20 protein-coding genes are annotated in these 21,973 nt (G+C 52.1%); 3 read left to right on the top strand and 17 right to left on the bottom strand.

The genetic code is table 11. The features are described from left to right. Positions 1 to 23: 23 nt before the first annotated feature. From JNE38_RS09245 to JNE38_RS09175, 15 genes are all read right to left on the bottom strand, one after another. Complete coding sequence (locus tag JNE38_RS09245) at positions 24 to 275, bottom strand: DUF2164 domain-containing protein (RefSeq protein ID WP_203356289.1); 252 nt, start codon at positions 273 to 275, stop codon at positions 24 to 26. 137 nt (positions 276 to 412) lie between these two features. Then, a complete protein-coding gene (locus JNE38_RS09240; RefSeq protein ID WP_203356288.1) occupies positions 413 to 1,126 on the bottom strand; it encodes an ABC transporter ATP-binding protein in 714 nt (237 codons plus the stop codon). 2 nt (positions 1,127 to 1,128) lie between these two features. Then, positions 1,129 to 1,890, bottom strand: a complete 762-nt coding sequence (locus JNE38_RS09235) for an ABC transporter ATP-binding protein (protein ID WP_203356287.1) — start codon at positions 1,888 to 1,890, stop codon at positions 1,129 to 1,131. 1 nt (position 1,891) lies between these two features. Then, positions 1,892 to 2,851 carry a branched-chain amino acid ABC transporter permease gene (locus tag JNE38_RS09230; RefSeq protein ID WP_203356286.1) on the bottom strand — a complete coding sequence of 320 codons (960 nt, stop codon included), beginning with the start codon at positions 2,849 to 2,851 and terminating at the stop codon, positions 1,892 to 1,894. A 15-nt stretch (positions 2,852 to 2,866) separates the two neighbouring features. Then, positions 2,867 to 3,733 (bottom strand): branched-chain amino acid ABC transporter permease, encoded by an 867-nt coding sequence (locus JNE38_RS09225; RefSeq protein WP_203357476.1) that lies wholly within the window; start codon positions 3,731 to 3,733, stop codon positions 2,867 to 2,869. Positions 3,734 to 4,002: 269 nt separating this feature from the next. After that, complete coding sequence (locus JNE38_RS09220; RefSeq protein WP_203356285.1) at positions 4,003 to 5,199, bottom strand: ABC transporter substrate-binding protein; 1,197 nt, start codon at positions 5,197 to 5,199, stop codon at positions 4,003 to 4,005. Between the two features lie 300 nt (positions 5,200 to 5,499). Next, on the bottom strand, positions 5,500 to 5,817 hold the full coding sequence (trxA, locus tag JNE38_RS09215; protein ID WP_203356284.1) for a thioredoxin: 318 nt from the start codon (positions 5,815 to 5,817) through the stop codon (positions 5,500 to 5,502). A 207-nt stretch (positions 5,818 to 6,024) separates the two neighbouring features. Then, on the bottom strand, positions 6,025 to 6,984 hold the full coding sequence (locus tag JNE38_RS09210) for an electron transfer flavoprotein subunit alpha/FixB family protein (RefSeq protein ID WP_203356283.1): 960 nt from the start codon (positions 6,982 to 6,984) through the stop codon (positions 6,025 to 6,027). Between the two features lie 20 nt (positions 6,985 to 7,004). Next, a complete protein-coding gene (locus JNE38_RS09205) occupies positions 7,005 to 7,772 on the bottom strand; it encodes an electron transfer flavoprotein subunit beta/FixA family protein (RefSeq protein WP_203356282.1) in 768 nt (255 codons plus the stop codon). A 42-nt stretch (positions 7,773 to 7,814) separates the two neighbouring features. Beyond that, complete coding sequence (locus JNE38_RS09200; protein WP_203356281.1) at positions 7,815 to 8,588, bottom strand: enoyl-CoA hydratase; 774 nt, start codon at positions 8,586 to 8,588, stop codon at positions 7,815 to 7,817. 159 nt (positions 8,589 to 8,747) lie between these two features. Further along, positions 8,748 to 9,335 carry a fatty acid metabolism transcriptional regulator FadR gene (locus JNE38_RS09195; RefSeq protein WP_203356280.1) on the bottom strand — a complete coding sequence of 196 codons (588 nt, stop codon included), beginning with the start codon at positions 9,333 to 9,335 and terminating at the stop codon, positions 8,748 to 8,750. A gap of 194 nt (positions 9,336 to 9,529) precedes the next feature. After that, positions 9,530 to 11,233: a long-chain-fatty-acid--CoA ligase gene (locus JNE38_RS09190; protein ID WP_203356279.1), complete on the bottom strand. Its 1,704-nt coding sequence runs from the start codon at positions 11,231 to 11,233 to the stop codon at positions 9,530 to 9,532. Between the two features lie 215 nt (positions 11,234 to 11,448). Further along, positions 11,449 to 12,438, bottom strand: coding sequence for an LCP family protein (locus JNE38_RS09185; protein WP_203356278.1), 990 nt, complete (start codon positions 12,436 to 12,438; stop codon positions 11,449 to 11,451). 132 nt (positions 12,439 to 12,570) lie between these two features. Further along, complete coding sequence (locus tag JNE38_RS09180) at positions 12,571 to 13,746, bottom strand: thiolase family protein (RefSeq protein ID WP_203356277.1); 1,176 nt, start codon at positions 13,744 to 13,746, stop codon at positions 12,571 to 12,573. A gap of 72 nt (positions 13,747 to 13,818) precedes the next feature. Then, the gene (locus JNE38_RS09175; protein WP_203356276.1) at positions 13,819 to 14,745 is read right to left on the bottom strand and encodes a 50S ribosomal protein L11 methyltransferase; all 927 of its coding nucleotides are present in this window, start codon (positions 14,743 to 14,745) and stop codon (positions 13,819 to 13,821) included. Between the two features lie 434 nt (positions 14,746 to 15,179). Between JNE38_RS09175 and csaB the strand changes: the two genes are divergently transcribed. Next, entirely contained in the window at positions 15,180 to 16,283 is a 1,104-nt protein-coding gene (csaB, locus tag JNE38_RS09170) for a polysaccharide pyruvyl transferase CsaB (protein ID WP_203356275.1), read from the top strand. Between the two features lie 21 nt (positions 16,284 to 16,304). Continuing rightward, entirely contained in the window at positions 16,305 to 17,153 is an 849-nt protein-coding gene (locus JNE38_RS09165) for a class I SAM-dependent methyltransferase (protein ID WP_203357475.1), read from the top strand. A 77-nt stretch (positions 17,154 to 17,230) separates the two neighbouring features. Here the strand turns inward: JNE38_RS09165 and JNE38_RS09160 are convergent, their stop codons facing one another. Further along, on the bottom strand, positions 17,231 to 18,868 hold the full coding sequence (locus JNE38_RS09160) for a putative polysaccharide biosynthesis protein (protein ID WP_203356274.1): 1,638 nt from the start codon (positions 18,866 to 18,868) through the stop codon (positions 17,231 to 17,233). Positions 18,869 to 19,064: 196 nt separating this feature from the next. On the opposite strand from JNE38_RS09160, the gene JNE38_RS09155 reads away from it, so the two are divergent. After that, entirely contained in the window at positions 19,065 to 20,441 is a 1,377-nt protein-coding gene (locus JNE38_RS09155) for a phenylacetate--CoA ligase family protein (protein WP_203356273.1), read from the top strand. On the opposite strand, the gene murJ is transcribed toward JNE38_RS09155, so the two are convergent. After that, the gene (gene murJ, locus JNE38_RS09150) at positions 20,416 to 21,942 is read right to left on the bottom strand and encodes a murein biosynthesis integral membrane protein MurJ (protein ID WP_203356272.1); all 1,527 of its coding nucleotides are present in this window, start codon (positions 21,940 to 21,942) and stop codon (positions 20,416 to 20,418) included. The two genes, JNE38_RS09155 and murJ, sit on opposite strands and share 26 nt — an antisense overlap. Positions 21,943 to 21,973 lie beyond the last annotated feature (31 nt).

Genomic DNA, 21,973 nt, shown 5'->3' with positions numbered 1-21,973 from the left:
TGCCTTCATAATCTTTCGTAATTTTACCGACGAGAGGCTGTAGGTTTTTCCAATACGTACAGTTCGTCTTCCAGAGAAGCAAATCTCTCCGTCATCAGCTTCCGGCAATCCTGGACTCCCTGATTGTAGAGGATGGGTCCTAATTGCTTCCAAAAGAATTCAATCATCTCTTCCGCCTCCAGATTCCCCAAATCCTCCGCGCGCTGCTCGTGAAAAAAGCGCTGTACCTGGTGGACGAGAAATTCCTTCTGCTCTCGGGACATTTTATCTGTCATGGGATTGATAGCATCCTTCCTACTGCCTATTCTCAAAGATAAGAATATACGTTCCTTCATCCATGTTACCACGGATCGTACATGAAAAAAACTGCCGCCCATTGGTACGAGCGACAGTTTCTTCGATGCAGGTTCGGTTAATGCTTGCGGCCACCCAAATACGCTTCTTTGACCCGTTCGTCATTCAAGAGCGACTCGGCAGTGCCATCGAGTACGATTTGCCCGGCTTCCAAAACGTAGCCGTAATCGGCAATTTTCAACGCCTGCTTGACGTTTTGCTCGACGATCAGAACCGTCGTGCCTTCCGCATTGATCTCTTTGATGACTTTAAAAATATCCGATACGACAATCGGAGCGAGACCCATGGACGGCTCGTCTAAAAGGAGCAGCTTCGGGCGTGACATCAACGCACGGGCGATCGCCAGCATCTGCTGTTGTCCCCCCGACATGGTTCCGCCGAGCTGAGACAAGCGTTCCCGCAATATCGGAAACCAGTTCATCATTTTTTCCATATCGTCTTTAATGCCTTGTGCGTCGTTCCGCTGGAAAGCGCCCATCTCCAGGTTTTCCAGCACCGTCATTTTCCCGAGAATCTGACGGCCTTCCGGAACTAGCGCCAGACCGCTCTTCACGATCTGATGCGGCTTGGAGCCATCAATCTTTTGTCCACGGAAAACGATGCTCCCGCCCTGCGGCTTCAGCTGACCCGCAATGGTTCTCATCGTTGTCGTTTTCCCAGCGCCGTTTGCTCCGATCAAGGAGACGATTTTTCCCTCCGGCACTTCCAGGGAAATTCCCCGAATCGCTTTGATCTGCCCGTAGGAAGTCGTCAGGTTTTGAATGCTCAGCATGCTTATTCCTCCTCCTTGCCGAGGTAGGCCTCAATTACGTCCGGGTTGGTCTGCACTTCTGCCGGCGTTCCATCCGCAATCTTTACGCCAAAGTTGATGCAGACGACTTTATCGCACAGGTTCATGACGAGTCCCATGTCGTGCTCCACCAAAAGCACGGTAATACCGCTGTCGCGAATTTTACGGACCAACTCTGTCAAGGACTTCGTTTCACTTTCGATCATCCCTGCGGCAGGCTCGTCCAGCAAGAGCAGCTTCGGCTCGGTAGCGAGCGCTCGCGCAATTTCCAAGCGACGCTGCTGACCGTATGCCAGCGTATCGGAGCGGACATCACGCACGTCGGACAAGCCTACAAATTCAAGCAGTGCCTCTGCCTTTTTCTCCACTTCCCGTTCTTCTTTTCGTTGACTCGGCGTGCGGAGCAAAGCTGCCCAAAAGCCAGCCTTCATCCGGGAATGGCAGCCGATCTTGACATTATCCAACGCGCTCATGTGCCCAAAGAGCCGAATGTTCTGAAACGTCCGAGCAACGCCCATTTCCGTAATCTTGTTTGGAGCGACACCGTTCAACTCCTGCCCTGCAAACGAAAAAGTGCCCGTCGTCGGTGCAAAAATACCCGTTGCCATGTTAAAAATGGTCGTTTTCCCAGCTCCGTTCGGGCCGATCAAGCCGACGATTTCGCCTTCCTTTACACCAAAGGAAACGTCACGCAAGGCCGTGATCCCACCGAAGCTTTTGCCTACATTCTTCAGTTCTAACAGCACGTCACATTCCCTCCTTCGCTTCATTTCCCGGCTTGCCCTTGCGGCGGCGGAAAAGCTTTTGGAACGTATCCGTACCGATCAAGCCGTGTGGACGGAATGCCATGACGCCGACCATGATCAAACCGTACATCAGCATTTTGTACTCCGCCAATCCGCGCAGCACCTCCGGCAGAGCCGTCAGCACAAGCGCACCGAACAGAGGACCCCAAACCACTTCGCTTCCCCCGATAACGGCATAGGACAAAATCTCTACGACTTTGTGATAGTTAAAGTCGTCTGGTGTGATCGTCGTCGTGATGTGCGCATACAATCCGCCGCAAACCCCTGCCAGTACCGAGCCGATGATAAAGGCGAGCATCTTGTAATACGCCACTTGCAATCCCATCGCGCGAGCAGCTGTTTCGTCCGCTTTGATCGCTTCAAAGGCACGGCCCAGTCTCGAGCGGTTCAAACGCAAAGTCAGGAACAGCACAACAGCAAACAGCAGCAGCATAAACACGAATGTCGTCAAGGACTTCATCTGGATGACAGAGATACCGAGCGACTGAGCTTTCAACCCCATCGCTTTTTCGAAATCATATAAATAGTTCCCGATGGACTGCAGACCGGTAAGTCCCAGTGCACCGTTCGTAATTTTCATGTTCAGCAAAATAACGCGAATCACTTCACCAAAACCGAGCGTGGCAATGGCCAAATACAATCCGTGCAGCTTCAATGTCGGTGCTCCGATCAGCAAAGCGACGATTCCGGCTGCCAGTCCACCGATGATGATTGCGATGAACATCGGCATGTCCGCTTGCTTGGACAAAATACTGGCCGTGAAGGCTCCGATACTCATAAATCCAGCATGTCCCAACGAGAGCTGGCCCGTCGAGAGTGTGATATAGATACTAATCGCAAGAATGCTGTTTAGCAAAATAAACGTGAATACTTGTAAATTGTAGGGATTCAATATATCCATCTCGTGTGCACCTCCTTACGCTTTTCGTCCGAATAGTCCTTCAGGTTTCAGCAGCAAAATGATGATGATCAAGCCGAATGCGACAGCGTCCCGATACGAGGAGTCGCCGTACGCTACCGTGAACACCTCGATTACCCCGAGCAGTACGCCACATACCATGGCCCCCGGAATGCTGCCGACTCCACCCAGAATCAGCACAGCCAACCCTTTGAATCCAAGAGTCATCCCCATGGTAGGAATCAATGCAGAGTACGCCATTCCGATCAGAATACCCGCTACGCCCCCGAGAGCAGAAGCCAGCATGACGGTAACGATGATGACCATGTTCGTGTTGATCCCCAGGATATTGGCGGTATCCGCATTTTCCGCAGTGGCACGAATCGCTTTCCCCATTTTGGTCTTTTGAATCCAGAAGTGCAGGACAAACATCAGGATCAGTGAAATGCCGAGAATGATGAGATCCACACTGCGTACTTGAATGATGCCTAAATCAAACGTCTTGTCACCGAAGGATTGCGGAAATGCGCGAGAGTCTGCACCGAAGATTTTGTGCATCGCCTCTTCGACGAGAATGGCAAAACCAATCGTACTGATCAAGGACGCCAAGTGGGGAACGTTCTTTTTGCGAAGGGGACGCAAAGCCGCATATTCCAATATAAGTCCCAGGATTGCAGAAATGACGATAGATGCAACCAGTGCAACTCCTAGCGGCATCTGCATGCTCGTCATCAGGACGAGTCCTACCAGCGAACCGAAAATAAAGATCTGTCCATGCGCCATGTTGATGATGCCCAGGACACCGAAAATGAGCGTATAGCCCAATGCGATCAATGAATAGGTACTACCTACTGTCAAGCCATTGACTAATTGCTGCCAAAACAACTGCCTCACCTCACTGTAAAGTGGTTCCATCATTTTCGAGACACACGCCTAAAGTCCTGGTCAGACCGCTGGATTGCGGAAAGTTATTCTGGCTGGATCAGCAAGTAAAACGTCGGTGTTTATACTTCCTGATCCAGTTAGAAAACTTGGCTCCGCCATATCGACGGAGCCCTTTCTTGAGGTTAGGACATGCGTTTCTTGATGACGAACGTGGTTTTCTTACTTCATTAGCTGAAAGAAGAGCCCGGGATTCCCCGGGCAGCCTCCCCTTATTCGAATGGTACGAATTTGCCGTCTTTTGCTACGACTACGACTGCATCACCGATTGGATTGCGCTTCTCGTCAAAGGACAGCTTACCGGATACGCCAGCGAAGTCTTTCAACTGTGCCAGTTGGCCGCGCAGTTCTTCACGGTCAGCTTTGCCAGCGCCCAGCAGGGATTGAGACATGATGTAGAGAGAGTCGTACGCTTGTGCTGCGAATTGGTCAGGCTTTTTGTTGTATTTCGCTTCGAACGCTTTTACGAAGGCTTGTACTTTTTCGTCTTGCTTTTCAGGGCTGAAAGGAGTAGCTACGATCAGACCATCAGCTGCAGGACCTGCGATTTCAAATACTTTCGGGTTGTTGAAGCCATTTCCGCCCAGGATTGTTGCCGTGATGCCCAGCTCGCGGGCTTTTTTCACGACCATGGAGCCTTCTTTGTACAGTGCAGATACCAAAAGAGCATCCGGGTTGGTCTGCTTCAGCTTGGTCAGCTGAGCGGAGAAGTCAACATCGCCATTGGAGAAAGTCGCTTCGCCCGTGATTTCCAGACCCATTTTTTCCGCAGTCGCCTTCATGACTTTGTAGCCGTTAACGGAGAAGTCGTCATTGGCTGCATAGATCAGAGCAACCTTTTTGATTCCTTTTTTCTCGACCGCTGCTTTCATCGCTGTCGGGATTGCGATGGATTCAGGAAGAGAGTTGCGGAATACGTACTCCCCGATGTCGTTGATGCCCTCGGATGTATTGGAGATGCCGAAGATCGGAACTTCTGCTTCGTTTGCAACTGGACCCGCTGCGAACATTTCACCAGAGAGAGTCGGTCCGATAATCGCTACCACATTATCCTGATTTATCAGTTTATTTACTGCGTTAATGGCCCCTTCTTTTTCTCCGCCAGAATCTTCAAACTTCAATTCCATCTTGAGTTTGCCTTTGTTCGCTTCGTTCAGCTCGCCCAAAGCCAATTCCAGACCTGCTTTTTGCGCTTCGCCGTAAGCTGCGCCAGAACCGGACAAGAACCCGACCACACCGATCTGTGCTGTAAATTCTCCTCCGCCTGCTTCCGCTGCTGGTGCCTGTGCAGGAGCCGAACCTCCTCCGTTTGCTGCTGGCGCTGCATTGTTACCGCTTGAGCAGCCAACCATCAATACGGCACCTAATGAAATTGTTGCCAGTGACTTTACAAGACTGAACCCTTTCATCGAAAATCCTCCCTTAATTTTTTATAAATCTTTCTAAAAAATTGAATATATGAATTTTAATCAATGTATTACGAAAACGCAAACAATTTTCTCTCTTTAAACTTTGTTTTTTGGCAAACGATCGTTCAGAATATTGCTTGTCCTGTTGGGGTTTCTGGGTTCTTCGCAAAACGTACCTCCTGCCACCATCACGCTTCTTTTTGCCTTTCGAAAGCATAAAAAAGGATATTTTTAACATTTTACTCACATTAAAAAACGACATCTACAAGTAGATGCCGTTTCCCATTTGCTGCTTTTTTCTTACAGGTGTTTGCCAACAGTTGCCATCAAAGCTTCTTTTGGTTGGAAGCCGATGACTTTGTCAACTGGCTGACCGTCTTTGAAAACGATCAGGGTAGGGATGGACATTACGCCGAAGCGACCAGCAGAATCTGGGTTGTCATCCACGTTTACTTTCACGATTTTGAGCTTGGAGCCCACTTCGCTATCCATTTGTTCCAAAACGGGAGCGATCATTTTGCAAGGGCCGCACCATGGAGCCCAGAAGTCAACCAGGACTGTACCGCCTTGCTCTACTTCCTGGGAAAAGTTTTGGTCAGTACCATTTACGATTGCCATGAGAAGTTACCTCCTTGTTTTCAATTACGGAAAAAGGTTCCACACGCATCAGTATATCATTCCATACCGAAAATGACTATGGCGCCGGACACTTTGTGCGCACTTCACGATTAGTCTATCCAGTCTTATGCCGCCTTATTTCGAACGGTGACCGGCAACAAAAAAAGCGCCTGAACCGACGCTTTTTTGTGCAATCCCTATTGGCGGCTATACCAGTACTTTTTTGAATTCAGCAGTCAGAAGCGGTACGACTTCGAACAAATCGCCGACGATGCCGTAATCGGCTACCTGGAAGATAGGAGCTTCCGGGTCTTTGTTGATCGCCACGATCACTCTGGAGCTGGACATCCCAGCCAAGTGCTGGATAGCACCGGAAATACCGCACGCGATGTACAGATCCGGTGTCACTACCTTCCCTGTCTGCCCGATTTGCATGGAGTAATCGCAATAGTCTGCATCGCACGCCCCTCGTGATGCACCTACGGCAGCACCCAGTACATCTGCCAGCTCATACAAGGTCTTGAAGCCTTCCGCACTCTTCACGCCGCGGCCGCCGGAAATGATCACCTTCGCCTCGGAAAGATCCACTTTGCCGCTGGTTTTGCGCACGACTTCCTTCACGATGGAACGCAGGTCTTTGATCTCCAGTTCAACCGGAACAATCGTAGCGGTCTTGGAGGCATCCGCCTCTGCGATCGCGATATTGTTTGGTCGTATAGTAACGAAAGTTTTTCCATCAACAAATTTACGTTGTTGAAAAGCTTTTCCAGCGTAGATGGGGCGTACGAACACAGGACCCGCTTCCAAACCGGTCACGTCAGATATCAGTCCATATCCCAGACGTGCAGCAACTCGCGGTGCGACGTCGCGGCCGATTGCGGTATGACCGAGAACGATCGCATCCGGATTTGCCAGGTCGATCAATTGGGTCAACGCCTGCGTGAAAGCATCCGGTGTGTATTGAGAAAGAGCGCTATGGTCAGCGGTATAAACCGTGCTCGCTCCATGTTGTCCGAGAGTTACTGCCAGCTGCGCAGCATTTGTTCCAAAAACGGCTGCTGTCACTTCTCCGCCTTCTGCCAATGTCTGTGCTGCAGCCAAAGCTTCCAGCGACACATTGCGAAGTTGTCCGTCACGAACTTCTGCCAATACCAGTACTTTTTTCATGGATATCCTCTCCTCCTCGCTTAGATCACTTTCGCTTCGTTGCGCAACAATTGCACCAGTTCAGACGCTTGAGCCGACAGCTCGCCGGAGAGAATACGCCCCGCCTGTTTCTTCGGCGGCAACGTTTGATCGACGATTTCGGTCTTGGCTTTTACCTCTTCCACTCTCAGACCCAAGTCATCTGCGGAAAGACGATCCAACGGTTTTTTCTTTGCTTTCATGATCCCGGGAAGGGAAGGATAACGTGGTTCATTCAGCCCTTGTTGTGCGGTGATCAGGACAGGCAGGCTGGTTTCCACCACTTCGAGGTCACCCTCTACATCGCGTTCCACGCGCACTGTCGTACCATCCAGCTCCAATTTTACAGCGGTGGAAATGTGGTTGATCCCCAGCTCTTCTGCCAGACGCGGACCGCCTTGGCCTGCACCGGAATCCACCGCCATTTGACCGCCGATAATGATGTCATAGCCGACTTTTTTCGCGACCGCTGCAAGAACTTTCGCCGTCGTGAACTCGTCACCAAACAGCTCTTCGTCATCCACCAGTACGGCTTTGTCAGCTCCCATAGCCAAAGCCGTGCGAAGTGCCGTTTCAGCGCGGTCTGGACCGATGCTGATGACTGTCACTTCTCCGCCGTGTTCTTCTTTGAGCTTGATCGCTTCTTCTACTGCGTACTCGTCGTACGGGTTGATGATAAATTCCACACCATCTTCGGAAATTTTTCCGTTTTGGATGACGATTTTTTCTTCCGTGTCAAACGTTTGCTTCAACACAACCAGGATATTCATTACGTTTACCTCCCCCTGAGTGGTAATGCTCGAATGACCTTGTTAGCGGTCAGCGAAATTCGGCTTGCGTTTTTCCAAAAAGGCACCTACGCCTTCTTTTACATCTTCTGAGGCAAATGCTTCGCCAAACAGCTTTGCTTCCTTTGCCAGTCCCTCAGGCAAGGAGAGCTCCACGGTTCCTTGGATGGCAGCTAGCGCCAGCTTGAGTGTCACTGCGCTCTTTGTCGCAATGGCTGAAGCGAGCTTCATGGCCTCATCCAGCAGCTGCTCTGCCGGATAAATCGCTTCCACAAGTCCGATGCGCAATGCTTCTTCTCCACCGATCATGTCGGAGGTGAGAATCAGCTGCGTAGCCACTCCACGACCGACCAAGCGAGGCAGGCGCTGTGTTCCGCCGTAGCCTGGGATCAGCCCCAGATTCAGCTCAGGAAGACCCAGCTTGGCTTCTTGAGCTGCCAAGCGGATGTGGCAGGCCATTGCCAGTTCCAGACCGCCACCCAAGCATGCGCCGTTGATGGCAGCGATGATCGGCTTTGGAAAGTTCTCCAGACGATCGAACAGCGCTTGGCCATATTTCGCCATCGCTTCGGCATCTGCGGACTGCAGCTCCGTAAATTCCTTGATATCGGCACCTGCAATGAAGAAGCGTCCTTCTCCAGTCAAGACGATCGCTTTGATCTTCTCGTCGTTCTCCCATTGATCCAACAGCTCGCTCAGCTGCGCAAGCACAGGCTTGCCCAGCGCATTGGCGGGCGGGTTGGTAATGGTGGCCACGGCTACACGACCTGTGATCTGCACATTCCAACGCGAATCCATTTCTCTCCCCCCAAACTGTATTTACTCGAAAACTCGGCTACGCCAAAACTACGGCAGAGCCTATCGTTGCTACCATTTGCAATTCATTTCTGAGCGAACGCTCAGTCTTATAATCTCATTGTAGCAAAGCTGACCCAGCAAAAAAAGCTTTTTCTTTCATCATTTTCCCTTCATACCGTACAGGAAGAGGTTATGAACGGAGTCAGTGTGAGAGACAAGGTCGTACTTGCACTGTTTCATCACCCAAGACGTCGTCACTTCATCCAGCGTACCAAAAATCATTTTCCGCGCCACCCGCACATCAAGATTCGGATGGAAAACGCCTTTGTCGATCCCTTCCCGAATCACTTCGTCGATCAGGTCAAAGTACAGCTTCATGACATTGCCGATACCCTCGCTGATCTGCGGATTGGACTGGCGCAGCTCGATCTGCGTCACTCTCGCGAAGTCATGGTCCAATGACAGCTGACGAAAGTGCGCATGCACGAGTACATACAATTTTTGCTCGATGGATGACGCTTCTGCGATATGTCTCCGGTTTGTTTCAACAAAATTGCCCATTTTTTCGTTGAACAGAGAAATCAAGATATCATCCTTGTTTTCAAAATAGAGGTATATGGTGCCGTCCGCTACCTTCGCCTCTTTTGCAATCTTGGATACCTGGGCGCTGTGATAGCCCTGCCGAGCGATGACGCGAACAGCAGCATCGATAATGGCTTGATACTTTTCCCCCGTTTTCTTTGCCATACATACCTCCATGTTTACTAGCAGTGACGATAAAATGAATGACCGTTCATTCATGATTAGTGTATATCAGTCTTTGGTCCATGTCAATCGTGCTCACGGCTATTTGCAGAATTGTTTGTACAGTTCAATCAGCAGTCTTCCATCAAAGCGGAAGGCCCATTTCCTCGTGAGGAAACGGACCTTTTTTGCTGCGCCTAGCTGGATTTTATTTGATTATCTTCGGCCTCTCGCCGTTTTTTGTCTTCATCCTGCAGCTGCCTTCGAAGAACCTTCCCGACCATCGTCTTGGGGAGATCCACTCGAACCTCGTACTGGCGTGGGATTTTATAGGCAGCCAACCGCTGTCTGCAATGCTTTTCCAGCTCTTCCTCGCTCGCCTGCTGTCCCTGCTTGAACACGACGAACGCCTTGACGGTCTCACCGCGATAGGCATCGGGCACCCCGATGACGGCTGCTTCTTGTATGGCCGGGTGCTCAAACAGGACTTCTTCCACTTCACGCGGATAGATGTTGAATCCACCTGCAATAATCATGTCCTTTTTCCGATCCACGATGTAAAAGTACCCCTCTTGATCCATGTAACCCATGTCTCCGGTCAAAAGCCAGCCGTCGCGCAATACTGCCGCCGTCTCTTCCGGCCGGTTCCAATAGCCCCTCATCACTTGCGGACCTTTGACTGCCAGCTCGCCGACCTCGCCTTGGGGCAACGCTTCACCTGTAGCAGGATCGAGAATGCGGCAATCCGTATCCGGCCACGGCAGACCGATGCTGCCAGTGATGCGCTTGCCCCAGATGGGATTGGAATGGGTCACCGGAGATGCCTCTGTCAGACCGTAGCCTTCCACGAGCCTGCCTCGGGTGAGCTCCTCGAATTTGTTTTGCACCTCGATAGGCAGTGGCGCGGACCCGCTCACACAGGCTTCGATCGAGGACAAGTCGTGATTTTTCAGATCCGGATGGTTGATCAAGGCGATATACATCGTCGGTGCGCCCGGAAACAGCGTGGGCTTCATCTTGTCGATCATTTCAAAGATTTTCTTCACATCGTATTTGGGTACGAGGATTATTTCTGCGGCTATCGAGATGCCTTTGTTCATGACGGTCGTCATCCCGTACACATGAAAAAGAGGCAATGCACCGAGAATGCGCTCTTTTCCCTTTTTCAGCTTATAGAGGACCGCCTGGCATTGAAATGCGTTGGCAATGAGATTGCCATGGGTCAGCATGACACCTTTCGCCACTCCGGTTGTACCGCCTGTGTATTGCAGCAGAGCGATGTCTTCTACCGGATCGACTTCTGGTTGAACAGGATTGGCAGCGCTTTCTTTTAATATAGAAAGAAAAGGCTCAACTTCGCTGCCGTATGGGACCTGCGGATTGTGCCCTTCTTTCTTTTGAACCAATGGGTAGAGTAGCTTTTTGATAAAGGGAAGGAAATCGCCAATACTTGTCACAATGATCCGTTTCAATGGAGTAGATGCCTTTATGGAAGAAACTCGCTTGTAAAGCAGGTCCAGCGTGATGATCGTCTCAGCACCGGAATCGTTCAGCTGATGGATCAGCTCCCGCTCCGTGTAAAGAGGATTGGTCATGACGACTGTGGCACCCGCAAACAAAGCACCGTAATAGCTGATGACCGCTTGCGGAGTATTCGGCAGCATGATGGCGACACGATCGCCTTTTTTCACACCGCGACTCATCAATGCATGGGCAAATTGATACGACATCTGCAATAGCTCACGATATGTAATGCGCTTTCCCATAAAATAGATCGCGTAACTGTCTGGATAGTCCTGGGCAGACTGCTCCAGAAAATACGTCAGCGGAACACGGGGGTATTCCAGTGACGCTGCAGTTTCGGGCGGGTAATTGGCAATCCAAGGCTTGGCATCTGACATGGGCATTCCCTCCATCCCTATGTGGCCTTCCCTCTCCCGTATGATCTACATTCATAAGCTCTTCCTTCCTACATTCTATTCTAAAAATAGATAATTTTACAACTAATTTGCATAATCCAATCCAAATTTTATTGGGCGGAAATCACAACCATGGAGAATGGACGACAAAAAGGAAGGCTCTTTTTGCGCGAGCCTTCCTCGCGATAACTCAGCTATCATTGGGCCAAGGCCTGCACGATTTGCTGATGGACGCGCTCCCTCTCCGTACTCGGAACCAAGTGATACCACCCGAGGATGCCGTTGTGCCAGATTCGCTCGTCCTGTCCGATGAGCGTATCGGTACGGATCTCGTTTGGAGTCGGATCGCCATAGGACAAGAGAAGAGAAGCAATCTCCCCTTCAGTCAAATCGGTTTTGACATGGTTTCCTACGATTTCCATCAAGGAAAACGCTTTTGCGTACGCTTGTACGGTAGCCCCTTTGGCCGCTAGGGCTCGAACGATTTCCTGCTGACGGTTGATGCGCTGATAATCACTGTCTTCTTTGCCCAGATCACTTTTGCGGTAACGGGCATAATCGAGAGCCTGCTCTCCTGAAAGGTTCTGCAGCCCTGGCTTGATATCGATGTACGTGTCATCGCTTGGATCGCTGTACTTCATCCGTTTCTTGACATCTACAGGCACACCGCCCAGTTCGTCGACGATTTGGCGGAAGCCGTCAAAATCGACAGACATGTAGCGATCGATTTTGACATCCAGAAATTTCTCCAGCGATTCCTTGACCATTTTCGGACCACCGAATGCCATGGCGTGATTGACTTTATCATAGCCCTTTCCGCTCAGCTCCATATAGCTGTCTCGAGGGATAGAGATCAGGTAGGCGGACTGCTTGGATGGGTGGACGGCAGCCAGCATGATGGTATCTGAGCGCGCACTTTCGCCATCCCTGCTGTCTACGCCGAGCAGGAGCATCAGAAACGGCTTTACAGGCTCGCTTGCCGTCAACAAATCGCGGGGCGGCAACACTGCCGCTGTTTGCTGCACGGTCCCTGCACTTCCCTCGATGGGTGCATACCATTTTTGCGTCATCTGTTTGTACTGATAGGCTGTGTACGCTACCGCCACCAGAGCTCCAATAGCCAGGCACGATATCGTGTGAAATGCGATCTTTTTCCCATGTTTCTTCAAAAATGAAAATAGCATCATAGCAAAAAGCCTCCCCTTCGTGCAAAACCCCCGTCAAGGCTTGGCATCGACAGGGACTTGCTTCCATTCTTTACAGGGGAGGCTTGATTTAAACCTTATGCAAACGGCAAATTCTTGAGGGATCAAGGCATTTTAGTCGCGTTCAACGACCATCGCCATTCCCATGCCGCCACCGACGCACAAGCATGCCAAACCGCGCTTCAGCTGACGGCGCCGCATTTCGTGCAGCAGGGTGATGACAATCCGGCATCCAGTCGAGCCGACAGGATGACCCAGGGAGATTCCGCTTCCATTCACGTTCGTGATTTCCCGCGGGAGCCCCAGCAGCTTCTCGACCGCGAGATATTGTGCGGCAAAGGCTTCATTGACTTCGATGAGCTCGATATCGGAGAGGGACAGGCCCGCTTTTGCGAGCGCCTTTTTGACAGCCGGTACGGGACCGTAGCCCATCAGGTCAGGCTCGACACCGGCCCATGCCCACGATACGATTTTCCCCAGCGGCTGGATCCCGAGCTCCTGCGCCTTTCCTTCTGACATCAGAACAGCGGCAGATGCTCCGTCATTGAGGCCCGAAGCATTGCCGGCTGTCACCGTGCCATTTGCTCGGAAGCCGGGCTTCAGCTTGGCGAGACCTTCGAGAGTCACGTCGCGGCGTGGGAATTCGTCCGTTGTCACCAGCGTTTCCTCTCCCCGCTTTTTCACAGGAACCCCGATGATTTCTTCCGCGAACAGGCCGCCGTCGATCGCGCGTATCGCATTTTGCTGACTGCGCAGGGCTATTTCGTCCTGCTCCTCGCGACTGATGTGGTAGCGGTCGACCAATCTCTCTGCTGTTTCCCCCATCAGAATCTGGTGATGCGGGTCCGTCAGCAGCTCCCACATCGCATCGGTCATTTCCCCGTGGGTCAGACGTTTGCCCCAGCGTGCATTTTTCAGTACGTAGGGCGCATTGCTCATGCTCTCCACTCCGCCTGCAATCACAATCTGGCTGTCTCCGAGCAAAATTTCCGATGCCGCGCTGGCAATCGCCTGCATGCCGGAAGCGCATTGCCGCTGCACGGTAAAGCCCGTTACTTCCTTGCCCAGACCGGCGTCGAGAGCGGCTACGCGCGCGATATTCGCTTCATCGCTTCGCTGTATGCAGTTCCCAAGAATCACTTCGTCGATCTGACTCCCGTCCATTCCTGCCCTGTCCAGAACACCACGGATAACCGTTTCAGCCAGCTTGCGAGCGCTTACATCTCTCAGTACACCACCGAACGAGCCGATTGGTGTACGTCCAGCAGCGGCAATGACCACTTTCTCCATTTGCTTCCCCTCCGCTTTTCGTATTTTCTCTATTGTCGCATATGTCAGTTACAAATGATCATGCTGAAAAAGCTAGGTGCGTTTTCTCAGCATGACCGTGATCCATTCGTCCGATTTCCGTTCTTTTTCCAGCTGGTAGCCAGCTTGTTCGTAGGCGGCAACCACATGATCTCGATTCCATTCCACAATGCCGGAGAGCAGGAGCACTCCACCCTGTGCGATATGCCTTTCCACCACGGGAAGCATGGCGACGTCTTCATCTCCCCCGATGTTCAGCAAAATCAGGTCAGACAGCTTCGGGAGGCGTTCCTCGACAGAGGGCTCCTGCGCATCCCCGATCACCACATTCACCGCCGACTCCGGCAAGTGGTTGTTGGACACGTTCACCAGGACCTGATACTCGCTTTGCGGATTGATATCGACTGCGCAGACCGGCAGACTCGCCCCGTTCAGGACGCAGTACAGAGAAAGGATGCCTGAGCCTGTCCCGATGTCCAAGACCTTTTTGCCTGTGAGAGACATCTCCTGGAGGAAGAGAAGCATATCCTGGGTGGTGCCATGATAGCCTGTCCCGAAAGCCGCGCCCGGATCAATCCACAAAATATGCTGGGCCGTCTCCAATGCCCCAGGGTCGGTCCATGTCGGAGCGATCCACCAATCGCCAACCTGCACCTCGCGAAACTCTTCTTTCCATGAGTCATTTTCTTCCGGTACCTGTTCCACCTCTTTGAGAGAAACTTGGCCATTCCATCTGAGAATGTATGACAGAAGGCGCTCCGTATGCGCCCCTTCGCTATCCTGCATGGGCTCGAACAAGTAGCCGACAGCCGGCCCGTCTGTATTTTCCGCGTAGTCGTATCCGTTTTCCGTGGTCAACACTTCTATTTGGGGTTCGATCCACCCAAGCGTATAGGGACTCGCCAGCACTTCCGCTACGAACGCGTCCTCTGTTTCCCTCTCCACCAATAGTGTGTATTTCAGCCACATGTTTTCCGTCATTGCTTTCTCCTTTCTGTGTGCCGCCTCCCTGAACGAATCGGCACGTCTTTTTCTTTCTAAAAGAGTACTTGTATTGCCACGTCTTGTATCCATATGCCGATGGAAGGATAGTAGCGAGCGTGGTATGATCATAGAATGGACTAATTTGCATGTAGGAGGTTTACCATGTTTGACGAGTTTTTTTATCGACGCCGCAAAAATAAAGGGCTGCTTTACACGATGATTGCCCTGATCATACTCGGAATCGGGATGTTCGCAATGGGTTTCCTCTATATGTTTTCGTAATCGCAACCCTTACATTATACCCTACTTTCGCCTTGCGCCATGTAGGGATATCAAGTTTTTACTAGGGTTGCTTTACTTCCCTTGTTTACTCGATTATACTTGAGAATGTATTTTTCATGTACGTTTGATATAGAAAGAAGGTTCACTCCATGTCGCGAATTCTCATCTCCGGGTACTACGGCTTCAACAATGCCGGAGACGATGTGGTCCTGTACGGCATCATCAGCTCCCTCAAGAGGGAACAACCCAATCTTTCCCTGGCCGTTTTGTCCAACCAACCAGATCGCACAGCGGAATTGTTTGGGATTGAGGCGTATGACCGCTGGAGCTTCGGTACCATCGTCCGCGAGCTGATGCGAAGCGACATGCTGGTGATGGGTGGCGGTACACTGATGCAAGACGTAACGAGTCCGCGCAGTGTCCTCTACTATTTGGGCATCGTCACGATCGCCAAGCTGCTGGGCAAACCTGTCGTCTTTTACGCACAAGGGTTTGGGCCGATCCTTAAACCGCTCAGCCGATCGATGATCAAACGGGTGGTCAATCGGGTAGATGTCATCACCGTACGCGATTACGAATCGGGCGAAGACTTTAAAGCCTGCGGGGTAAAAAAAGCTCCCATTCATATAACAGCTGATCCTGCTCTGACTATCTCTCCGGAGGACATTTCGGACAAGCGCGGCAAAGAGCTGCTTCACGGTCTGTTTGCTGACCCAACGAAGCCCCTTGTTGCCGTATCCGTGCGCAATTGGAAGCAGGAGCAGGCATTTAAAAAGGTCATTGCGCGAGCTTCTGACTGGTTTATTCAGAGAGGCTGGAACGTGCTGTTTTTACCTATGCACGTACCGAGCGATCTGGCTCCCTCCAGCGAGATCATGGAGCAAATGAACCAACCGGGTGCACGGCTCCTCGATGCGCCTGTCACCTTCCATGATATCATGTCTGTTCTCAAGCAATGCGACTACGTCGTGGGCATGCGCCTGCACTCTTTGATTCTCGCTTGCATGCTGCGGATACCCTTTATTGGAATATCCTACGATCCGAAAATCGATCGTTTTGTGGAGCGTGCCGGAATGCCGAATGCCGGACACATTACTCAGCTAGATGAAACCTCTTTGCTCACCTTGCTGTCCGCGAGGCTCGACCGCCTCGAAAAGGAAATCGAAGTGGTATCCGAACACTCCCGTCTTCTCGAAATCGAAGCAGCCAAAAGCAGCGAACTCGTATTGCAGGCGCTGCACAAAAAAGGCTGAATAGAAAAGGAGGACAAGATGATGTCCCTCTCCTCTCAACTGTTGATAGGAATGAATCGATTGTTCCCTCTCCCTGTCCACCCGTTTAATCTGGCGAACAACGGAGAGATGAGCTATACCGAATGGCAATTTCAAAAAGGGGATCAGACGATTCAATTCTTCCTCCCCTTCCACTCCCAGGAGCAGATGTTCCAAGGCAAGACCGTCCTGGATATCGGCTGCGGAGGTGGCGGAAAAACGTGCTACTACGCGACGTACGGTCCGAAAAAAATGATCGGCATCGATATCGTCCCTCACTACGCGGAAGAGGGAAATGAGTTTGCCAAGCAAAAAGGACTTGCTGACGTCGTCTCCTTTATGACCGGGGATGCGGCTCGCATGACGTTTGAAGACAATACCTTTGACACCATCATCATGAACGACGCCATGGAGCATGTGGGCGAGCCGGAAAAAACACTGGAAGAGTGCTTCCGCGTTCTGAAGCCAGGCGGCCATCTCTACATCAACTTTCCGCCTTACTACCATCCGTACGGCGCCCACCTCTCCGATGCGATCGGGATTCCTTGGGTGCACGCCCTGTTCTCGGAGCAAGCATTGATTGATGCTTACAAAGAGCTGGTCCGCGATTTGCCAGATGGTTCTGACCGCATCTCCTTCCGTTTTGACAAACGTCCGGATGGAAGCGATACGATCTCGTACATCAACCGCATGACCATCAAGCGCTTCCGCCGCATTCAGCAAGGCGTCACACAGCCTGCCGTCTATCAAAAAGAGATTCCATTGCGTGGGCAGCTCAGCGGCTTGGCAAAGATGCCCGCCTTCCGTGAGTTCTTTGTCAAAATGGTCGTCTGTGTCTATCAGAAGAAGTAAAAAGTGTTGAATGGATAAAAAAAGGTGTCCCGTCAGTCAAAATGACCGCGGGACGCCTTTTTGTGTTTCCTATGAATTTACTGAACCTTGGATTGCGTCTGTTTTTTGCGGATCGCATTCATCAGTGCGCGGAGCTTGTTTCCTCCCGGGAGCCAATCCAGCTCTTTGTCCTCAATGAGCGGGATGAGCAAAAGCAGTCCCAGGTAAATAATCAAGCCGACACCGACTCCAGAGACCGTCTCCAGCGCCCCCAGCAAGCGAACCTTCTCCTTGCCAGCAAGCAGGAAGCCGGTTGCTTCCGTAGCCCCCCATGCGAGCAGCAGCATCAGATTCGCTACCAAAAGCGGGTACAGCGTATCGAATCGCCAGTTGATCGGCACCACGACCAGCTTGCTGATCGTTCTCATATTGAGGATGCAGACAAACGCAGTGGCACACAGCCAGGACAAGGAAAGACCATCCATGCCCAGCAGCGACGTAAATACGAGTGTAGCCGCTACTTTTACCAATACGCCGTAGAGCAAATGCCGCGCCGGGATCTTCTCTTTTCCGAGCCCTTGCAAAATGCCGTTGGTCGCAAGCAGCAAGGAAAGCGGGATCGCGCTGATTCCGAGAATCGCCATGGCCCGTGTACCTTCCATATCTCCATACAGGGCCAGATTGGCGCCCTCCGCCACAGCGGTAAGCCCCAGACCGGCTGGCAGACCAATCAGCCAGGCAAAGCGCAGCGACAGCTTGGTCAATGTCGTGATGCGTTCGCTGTCTTTTTGCCTAACAGCTTCAGCGATGGCTGGCACGATGGACAGCGCAATCGAAGAACCGAACAGGCTCGCCATTTGCAGGAGCGGACCCCCACGGCTGTAAATGCCAAACCACGTATCTGCCGTCAGTCCATCGACATTCCAGATGTAGCGGAAAATGTTGATGGCGAGGAACGAGTCGGTCAAGCTGAAAATCGGAATGACCAAGGCGCTGATGCAGATCGGCCAGGCGATCCGCCACATGTTTGCAAAGAAGGCCCGATCATACCACCAATCCAGTCGATTCCACTGGGCACCTGCGAACACCGAATCTTTCCGGTTGTGCAGCCACATGAGCAGCGCGAGAAACCCGAGGCTCAAAAACGTACTGATCATCGTCCCGAAGTTCACTCCAGTGATGACCGTATCCGTATCTTCCCCTAGTGACACCAGATAGAGCGAAGCGACCAGAATGAAAACCACGCGCAGCGTCTGCTCGACAATCTGGGAAAGCCCCACGTACATCATCTTTTGATAGCCGTAAAAGAATCCGCGAATCACAGCAATCAACGGAACGAACAAAAGGGAAAGGGATATCGCGCGAATCGGCTCAATCAAGTGAGGATTCCCCATCAGCTTCGCGATCAGGGGGGAGGTCACGTACAAGATCGCGAACAGAGCGATCCCGATGGCTCCCATCATCACCATGCTGCGGGCAAGAATCTGACCGACCGAGCCCTGCTTCCCTTCCGCCAGCGCTTCGGCAATGACCCGGGATAATGCTACCGGAACACCTGCTGTTGCGAGAATCAAAAAGGTCAAGTAGAGAGGATATACTTCCTGATAGAGACCGAGTCCGTTGTCCCCGACAATTTCCTGAAGAGGAATGCGATAGAACATCCCGATCACTTTGGACAATATTCCCGCTACAGCGAGAATTAACGCGCCTGCGAGAAAATGGCTTTTTTTCAACATGGGAAACTCCTTTTAGTCAACGTGTAAAAAGGAAAAAGCGGTCTGGCCCCCTAGTAGACAGGAACCCATTCTCTATCCTACTATCATTTACCCCTTCCAGCAAACAGGTATAACGATGGAATTTGGCAGGAATACTGTTGAAACACAGATACGATCGACTTCTTAGAATCGTCTGCCATGAACAGGAGGGGTAAACATGCCAGTAACCGGCTTTTTAATCCGTCATATTCAGTGGCCTTTGATGGAGCGGCTGAAGGAAAATCGCACACGACACTATTTCCGCGAATTGCAGCAGGCACAGGAAATCTCGCGGGAGCAATTGCGCGAGCGGCAAAGCCAAAGGCTGGGACAGCTGCTTTCGCACGCCGTACGGAAAGTGCCAGCCTACGCTTCCTATGCGAGTGAATGGGAACATCGCTCGATCACGCCCGAGCGCTTTTTGCAGCGTATGCCCGTCTTGACCAAAACGCATTTTCGCCTGCACGCGGATGAGTACTTGCCGGAGGGGATGAATGCGGCCAAGCTGATCGGCAATCGCACAGGCGGGTCAACAGGAGAACCTACCCGCTTTTACCTCGACCGCCCCGCTGTCGAGCGCTATGAAGCAGCCCGCTGGCTGGGACTGTCTTGGCACGGAATCCGGATCGGCGACCCTTGTGTGATGATCTGGGGATCTCCTCTGGAGCTGAATCAGCAGCAAGCCACGAAATACAGATGGAAGGAACGTTGGCTCAAAAATCGATTGCTCTTGTCTGCCTACGAGCTGGATGAACGTCGCCTAGAGACGCATCTCACCCTGATCCAACGCTTTCGCCCTGCGTACTTGTACGGCTACGCCTCTGCTCTGTCCACTTTGGCGGAAATGATGCTAAGCCGCGGCTGGACGGTTGGTGTCCCCCTGAAAGGCGTCGTCTCGACAGCCGAAAGCCTGCACGAGCATCAGCGCCAAAAAATAGAAGAAGCCTTTCAAGCTCCGGTCATCAATGAGTACGGGGCCCGTGACGGGGGCATCATTGCTTATCAGTGCCCCGAGGGAAGAATGCATGCTTTTAGTGAAAACTGCTTTTTGGAGGTCGTCGATCCGATCACCAATCTCCCGCTGTACCCGGGAGAATCCGGAGTGCTGCTCGTCACCGACCTGCACAATACCGTCATGCCGCGCTTGCGCTACCAGCTGGGTGATATGGTCGCCCTCTCCGCCGATTCTTGCTCATGCGGCATCAGCTATCCGCTTCTTGCCGCGATTGACGGTCGAGAAGACGACATGTTTATTTCCCAGTCCGGACAGTACGTGCACGGGCATTATTTCAATCATATCGTGAGGAATCTGGAAAGCTTCCGCACCTTTCAGATCATCCAGCATGAGCCGCAAAGACTCAGCCTCAAGCTGGTCAAGGAACCCGGGCGTTTTCGCTCTGCCGATGAAGATCGTCTGCTCACCGGCATCCGAACAGCCCTGGGCGAAGTCAGCGTTCAGGTAGCGTACGTCGACCAGATCGCACCGACCGGGTCGGGCAAATTTCGCTATGCGATTCGGGAATGTCCCCTTACGACCGCCCAGCCGCTGGAGTAGAGCGTCTCCGCACTTTTTGCAGAAGCTCAGATACGAGAGGCTCGCGCAGGATCCCCAGTACAGCCAAATAAACGATGGCAGCGCCTCCGATTCCCACAGGCAGGTAGATCCATAACGGCCATGCAGACAGCCAAGGGTCCAGCAGCAAGATGGCTCCTCCCATGATCAGGCAAGCGATCAGCGTCTTGGCAAGCGTTTTGAGGAAGCCTGCCTGGACGGGGCTGCCTACTGCCTTCCAGAGCAGACCGAAGAGCAAAGCAGCCTGGCTGAGCGCGGACAAGGCATTGGCGAGTGCAATGCCGCCGTGGCCCATTGTCGGAATCAACAGCCAGTTGGCGACAGCGTATACGCCGATCCCGATCACACCGATTACGACCGGTGTCCGTGTGTTTTCCAGCGCGTAAAAGGCGCGAGTCAAGAGGTCACGGGCTGCCAAAAAGTACAGCCCGAGTCCGTAAAACGGCAGCGCCCATGCCGTCAGTGCGACGGAGTGTTCATCAAAGGCTCCCCGCTCAAACGCAAGCCGCACGACAGGCTCCGCATACATGGCCAGGCCTACCGTCACAGGCACGAGCAAGATAAGCAAGTAAGCCAGCCCTTTTTGCAGAATTTGCTTCATTTCTTTCATTTCTCCACGCTTTACATGTGTCGCAAGCAAAGGAAACAGCGGCAGTGTGAAGGCACCTACGAAAATGGCCATGGGCATCTGCACGATCTGATTGGCGTTTGCCAGTGCAGAGATGACGCCCGTTCCCACTCCTTCTGCGAAACCGCGCTCCAGAAACGTCGTCGCCTGCGCAACAACGGCACCGATCAAGATAGGGATGACACGCTCTCCCATTCCTTTTAGCGCCTCATCTTTTCCCCAGGCAAACGACAGCCGGTGCTCGTAGCCAAATCGGCGCAAGGTCGGGATCATGGTCAGCATCGCTGCCAAATATCCGAGAGAGGTCGCGATCGCAAGTCCATTTGGACCGTATACCGGCACGAGCAGGTACATGCTGGCAATGACTACCGCCCCATTCGCCACCGTCCCCAGCGTCGGGGTGAAAAAATGCTGATGAGAGTTACATATGCTTGACCACAAGCCTGTGAGGCCGATGAAAATCGCGGATGGCCACATCCACTGCAGCATCTCAGCCGTCAAGTCCAGCTTAGCCCCGGTCAATCCAAAAACGGCTGCCAATTCTCTGGAAAAGAGGACCCCCAATCCTGCCATCACGACAAAGACAACGAGAATGATCGTGAGCATTTTGTGGTACAGTTCATTGGTGCGCTGCTGCTTTTCCATGAGCCCGCGCATGGTGGGAATCAGAATGGCGTTCACGGCACCGGGTACTACCAGAAACAACGTGAGCGGGATGGTCGCGGCAATATTGAACGCATCCGACTCCATCCCTGTTCCGTACAAGCTAGAGAGGTAAATACTGCGAAAAAAGCCCAGCAGCCTACCTACCAGTGTCAGCACAACAATCATTGAAGCGACTTTTAACAAACTCATGCACTTATCTCCTATCCCTAGAAAGCAACGA

It is taken from the genome of Brevibacillus choshinensis (assembly GCF_016811915.1).
Lineage (GTDB): Bacteria > Bacillota > Bacilli > Brevibacillales > Brevibacillaceae > Brevibacillus > Brevibacillus choshinensis_A.
This window is presented reverse-complemented; position numbering and strand designations above follow the sequence as displayed.

Coding starts and splice junctions, on each gene's coding strand:
- JNE38_RS09245 (WP_203356289.1), bottom strand. CDS start 275: ATGACAGATAAAATGTCCCGAGAGCAGAAGGAATTTCTCGTCCACCAG.
- JNE38_RS09240 (WP_203356288.1), bottom strand. CDS start 1,126: ATGCTGAGCATTCAAAACCTGACGACTTCCTACGGGCAGATCAAAGCG.
- JNE38_RS09230 (WP_203356286.1), bottom strand. CDS start 2,851: ATGGATATATTGAATCCCTACAATTTACAAGTATTCACGTTTATTTTG.
- JNE38_RS09220 (WP_203356285.1), bottom strand. CDS start 5,199: ATGAAAGGGTTCAGTCTTGTAAAGTCACTGGCAACAATTTCATTAGGT.
- trxA (WP_203356284.1), bottom strand. CDS start 5,817: ATGGCAATCGTAAATGGTACTGACCAAAACTTTTCCCAGGAAGTAGAG.
- JNE38_RS09210 (WP_203356283.1), bottom strand. CDS start 6,984: ATGAAAAAAGTACTGGTATTGGCAGAAGTTCGTGACGGACAACTTCGC.
- JNE38_RS09205 (WP_203356282.1), bottom strand. CDS start 7,772: ATGAATATCCTGGTTGTGTTGAAGCAAACGTTTGACACGGAAGAAAAA.
- JNE38_RS09200 (WP_203356281.1), bottom strand. CDS start 8,588: ATGGATTCGCGTTGGAATGTGCAGATCACAGGTCGTGTAGCCGTGGCC.
- JNE38_RS09195 (WP_203356280.1), bottom strand. CDS start 9,335: ATGGCAAAGAAAACGGGGGAAAAGTATCAAGCCATTATCGATGCTGCT.
- JNE38_RS09190 (WP_203356279.1), bottom strand. CDS start 11,233: ATGTCAGATGCCAAGCCTTGGATTGCCAATTACCCGCCCGAAACTGCA.
- JNE38_RS09185 (WP_203356278.1), bottom strand. CDS start 12,438: ATGATGCTATTTTCATTTTTGAAGAAACATGGGAAAAAGATCGCATTT.
- JNE38_RS09180 (WP_203356277.1), bottom strand. CDS start 13,746: ATGGAGAAAGTGGTCATTGCCGCTGCTGGACGTACACCAATCGGCTCG.
- JNE38_RS09175 (WP_203356276.1), bottom strand. CDS start 14,745: ATGACGGAAAACATGTGGCTGAAATACACACTATTGGTGGAGAGGGAA.
- csaB (WP_203356275.1), top strand. CDS start 15,180: ATGTCGCGAATTCTCATCTCCGGGTACTACGGCTTCAACAATGCCGGA.
- JNE38_RS09165 (WP_203357475.1), top strand. CDS start 16,305: ATGTCCCTCTCCTCTCAACTGTTGATAGGAATGAATCGATTGTTCCCT.
- JNE38_RS09160 (WP_203356274.1), bottom strand. CDS start 18,868: ATGTTGAAAAAAAGCCATTTTCTCGCAGGCGCGTTAATTCTCGCTGTA.
- JNE38_RS09155 (WP_203356273.1), top strand. CDS start 19,065: ATGCCAGTAACCGGCTTTTTAATCCGTCATATTCAGTGGCCTTTGATG.
- murJ (WP_203356272.1), bottom strand. CDS start 21,942: ATGAGTTTGTTAAAAGTCGCTTCAATGATTGTTGTGCTGACACTGGTA.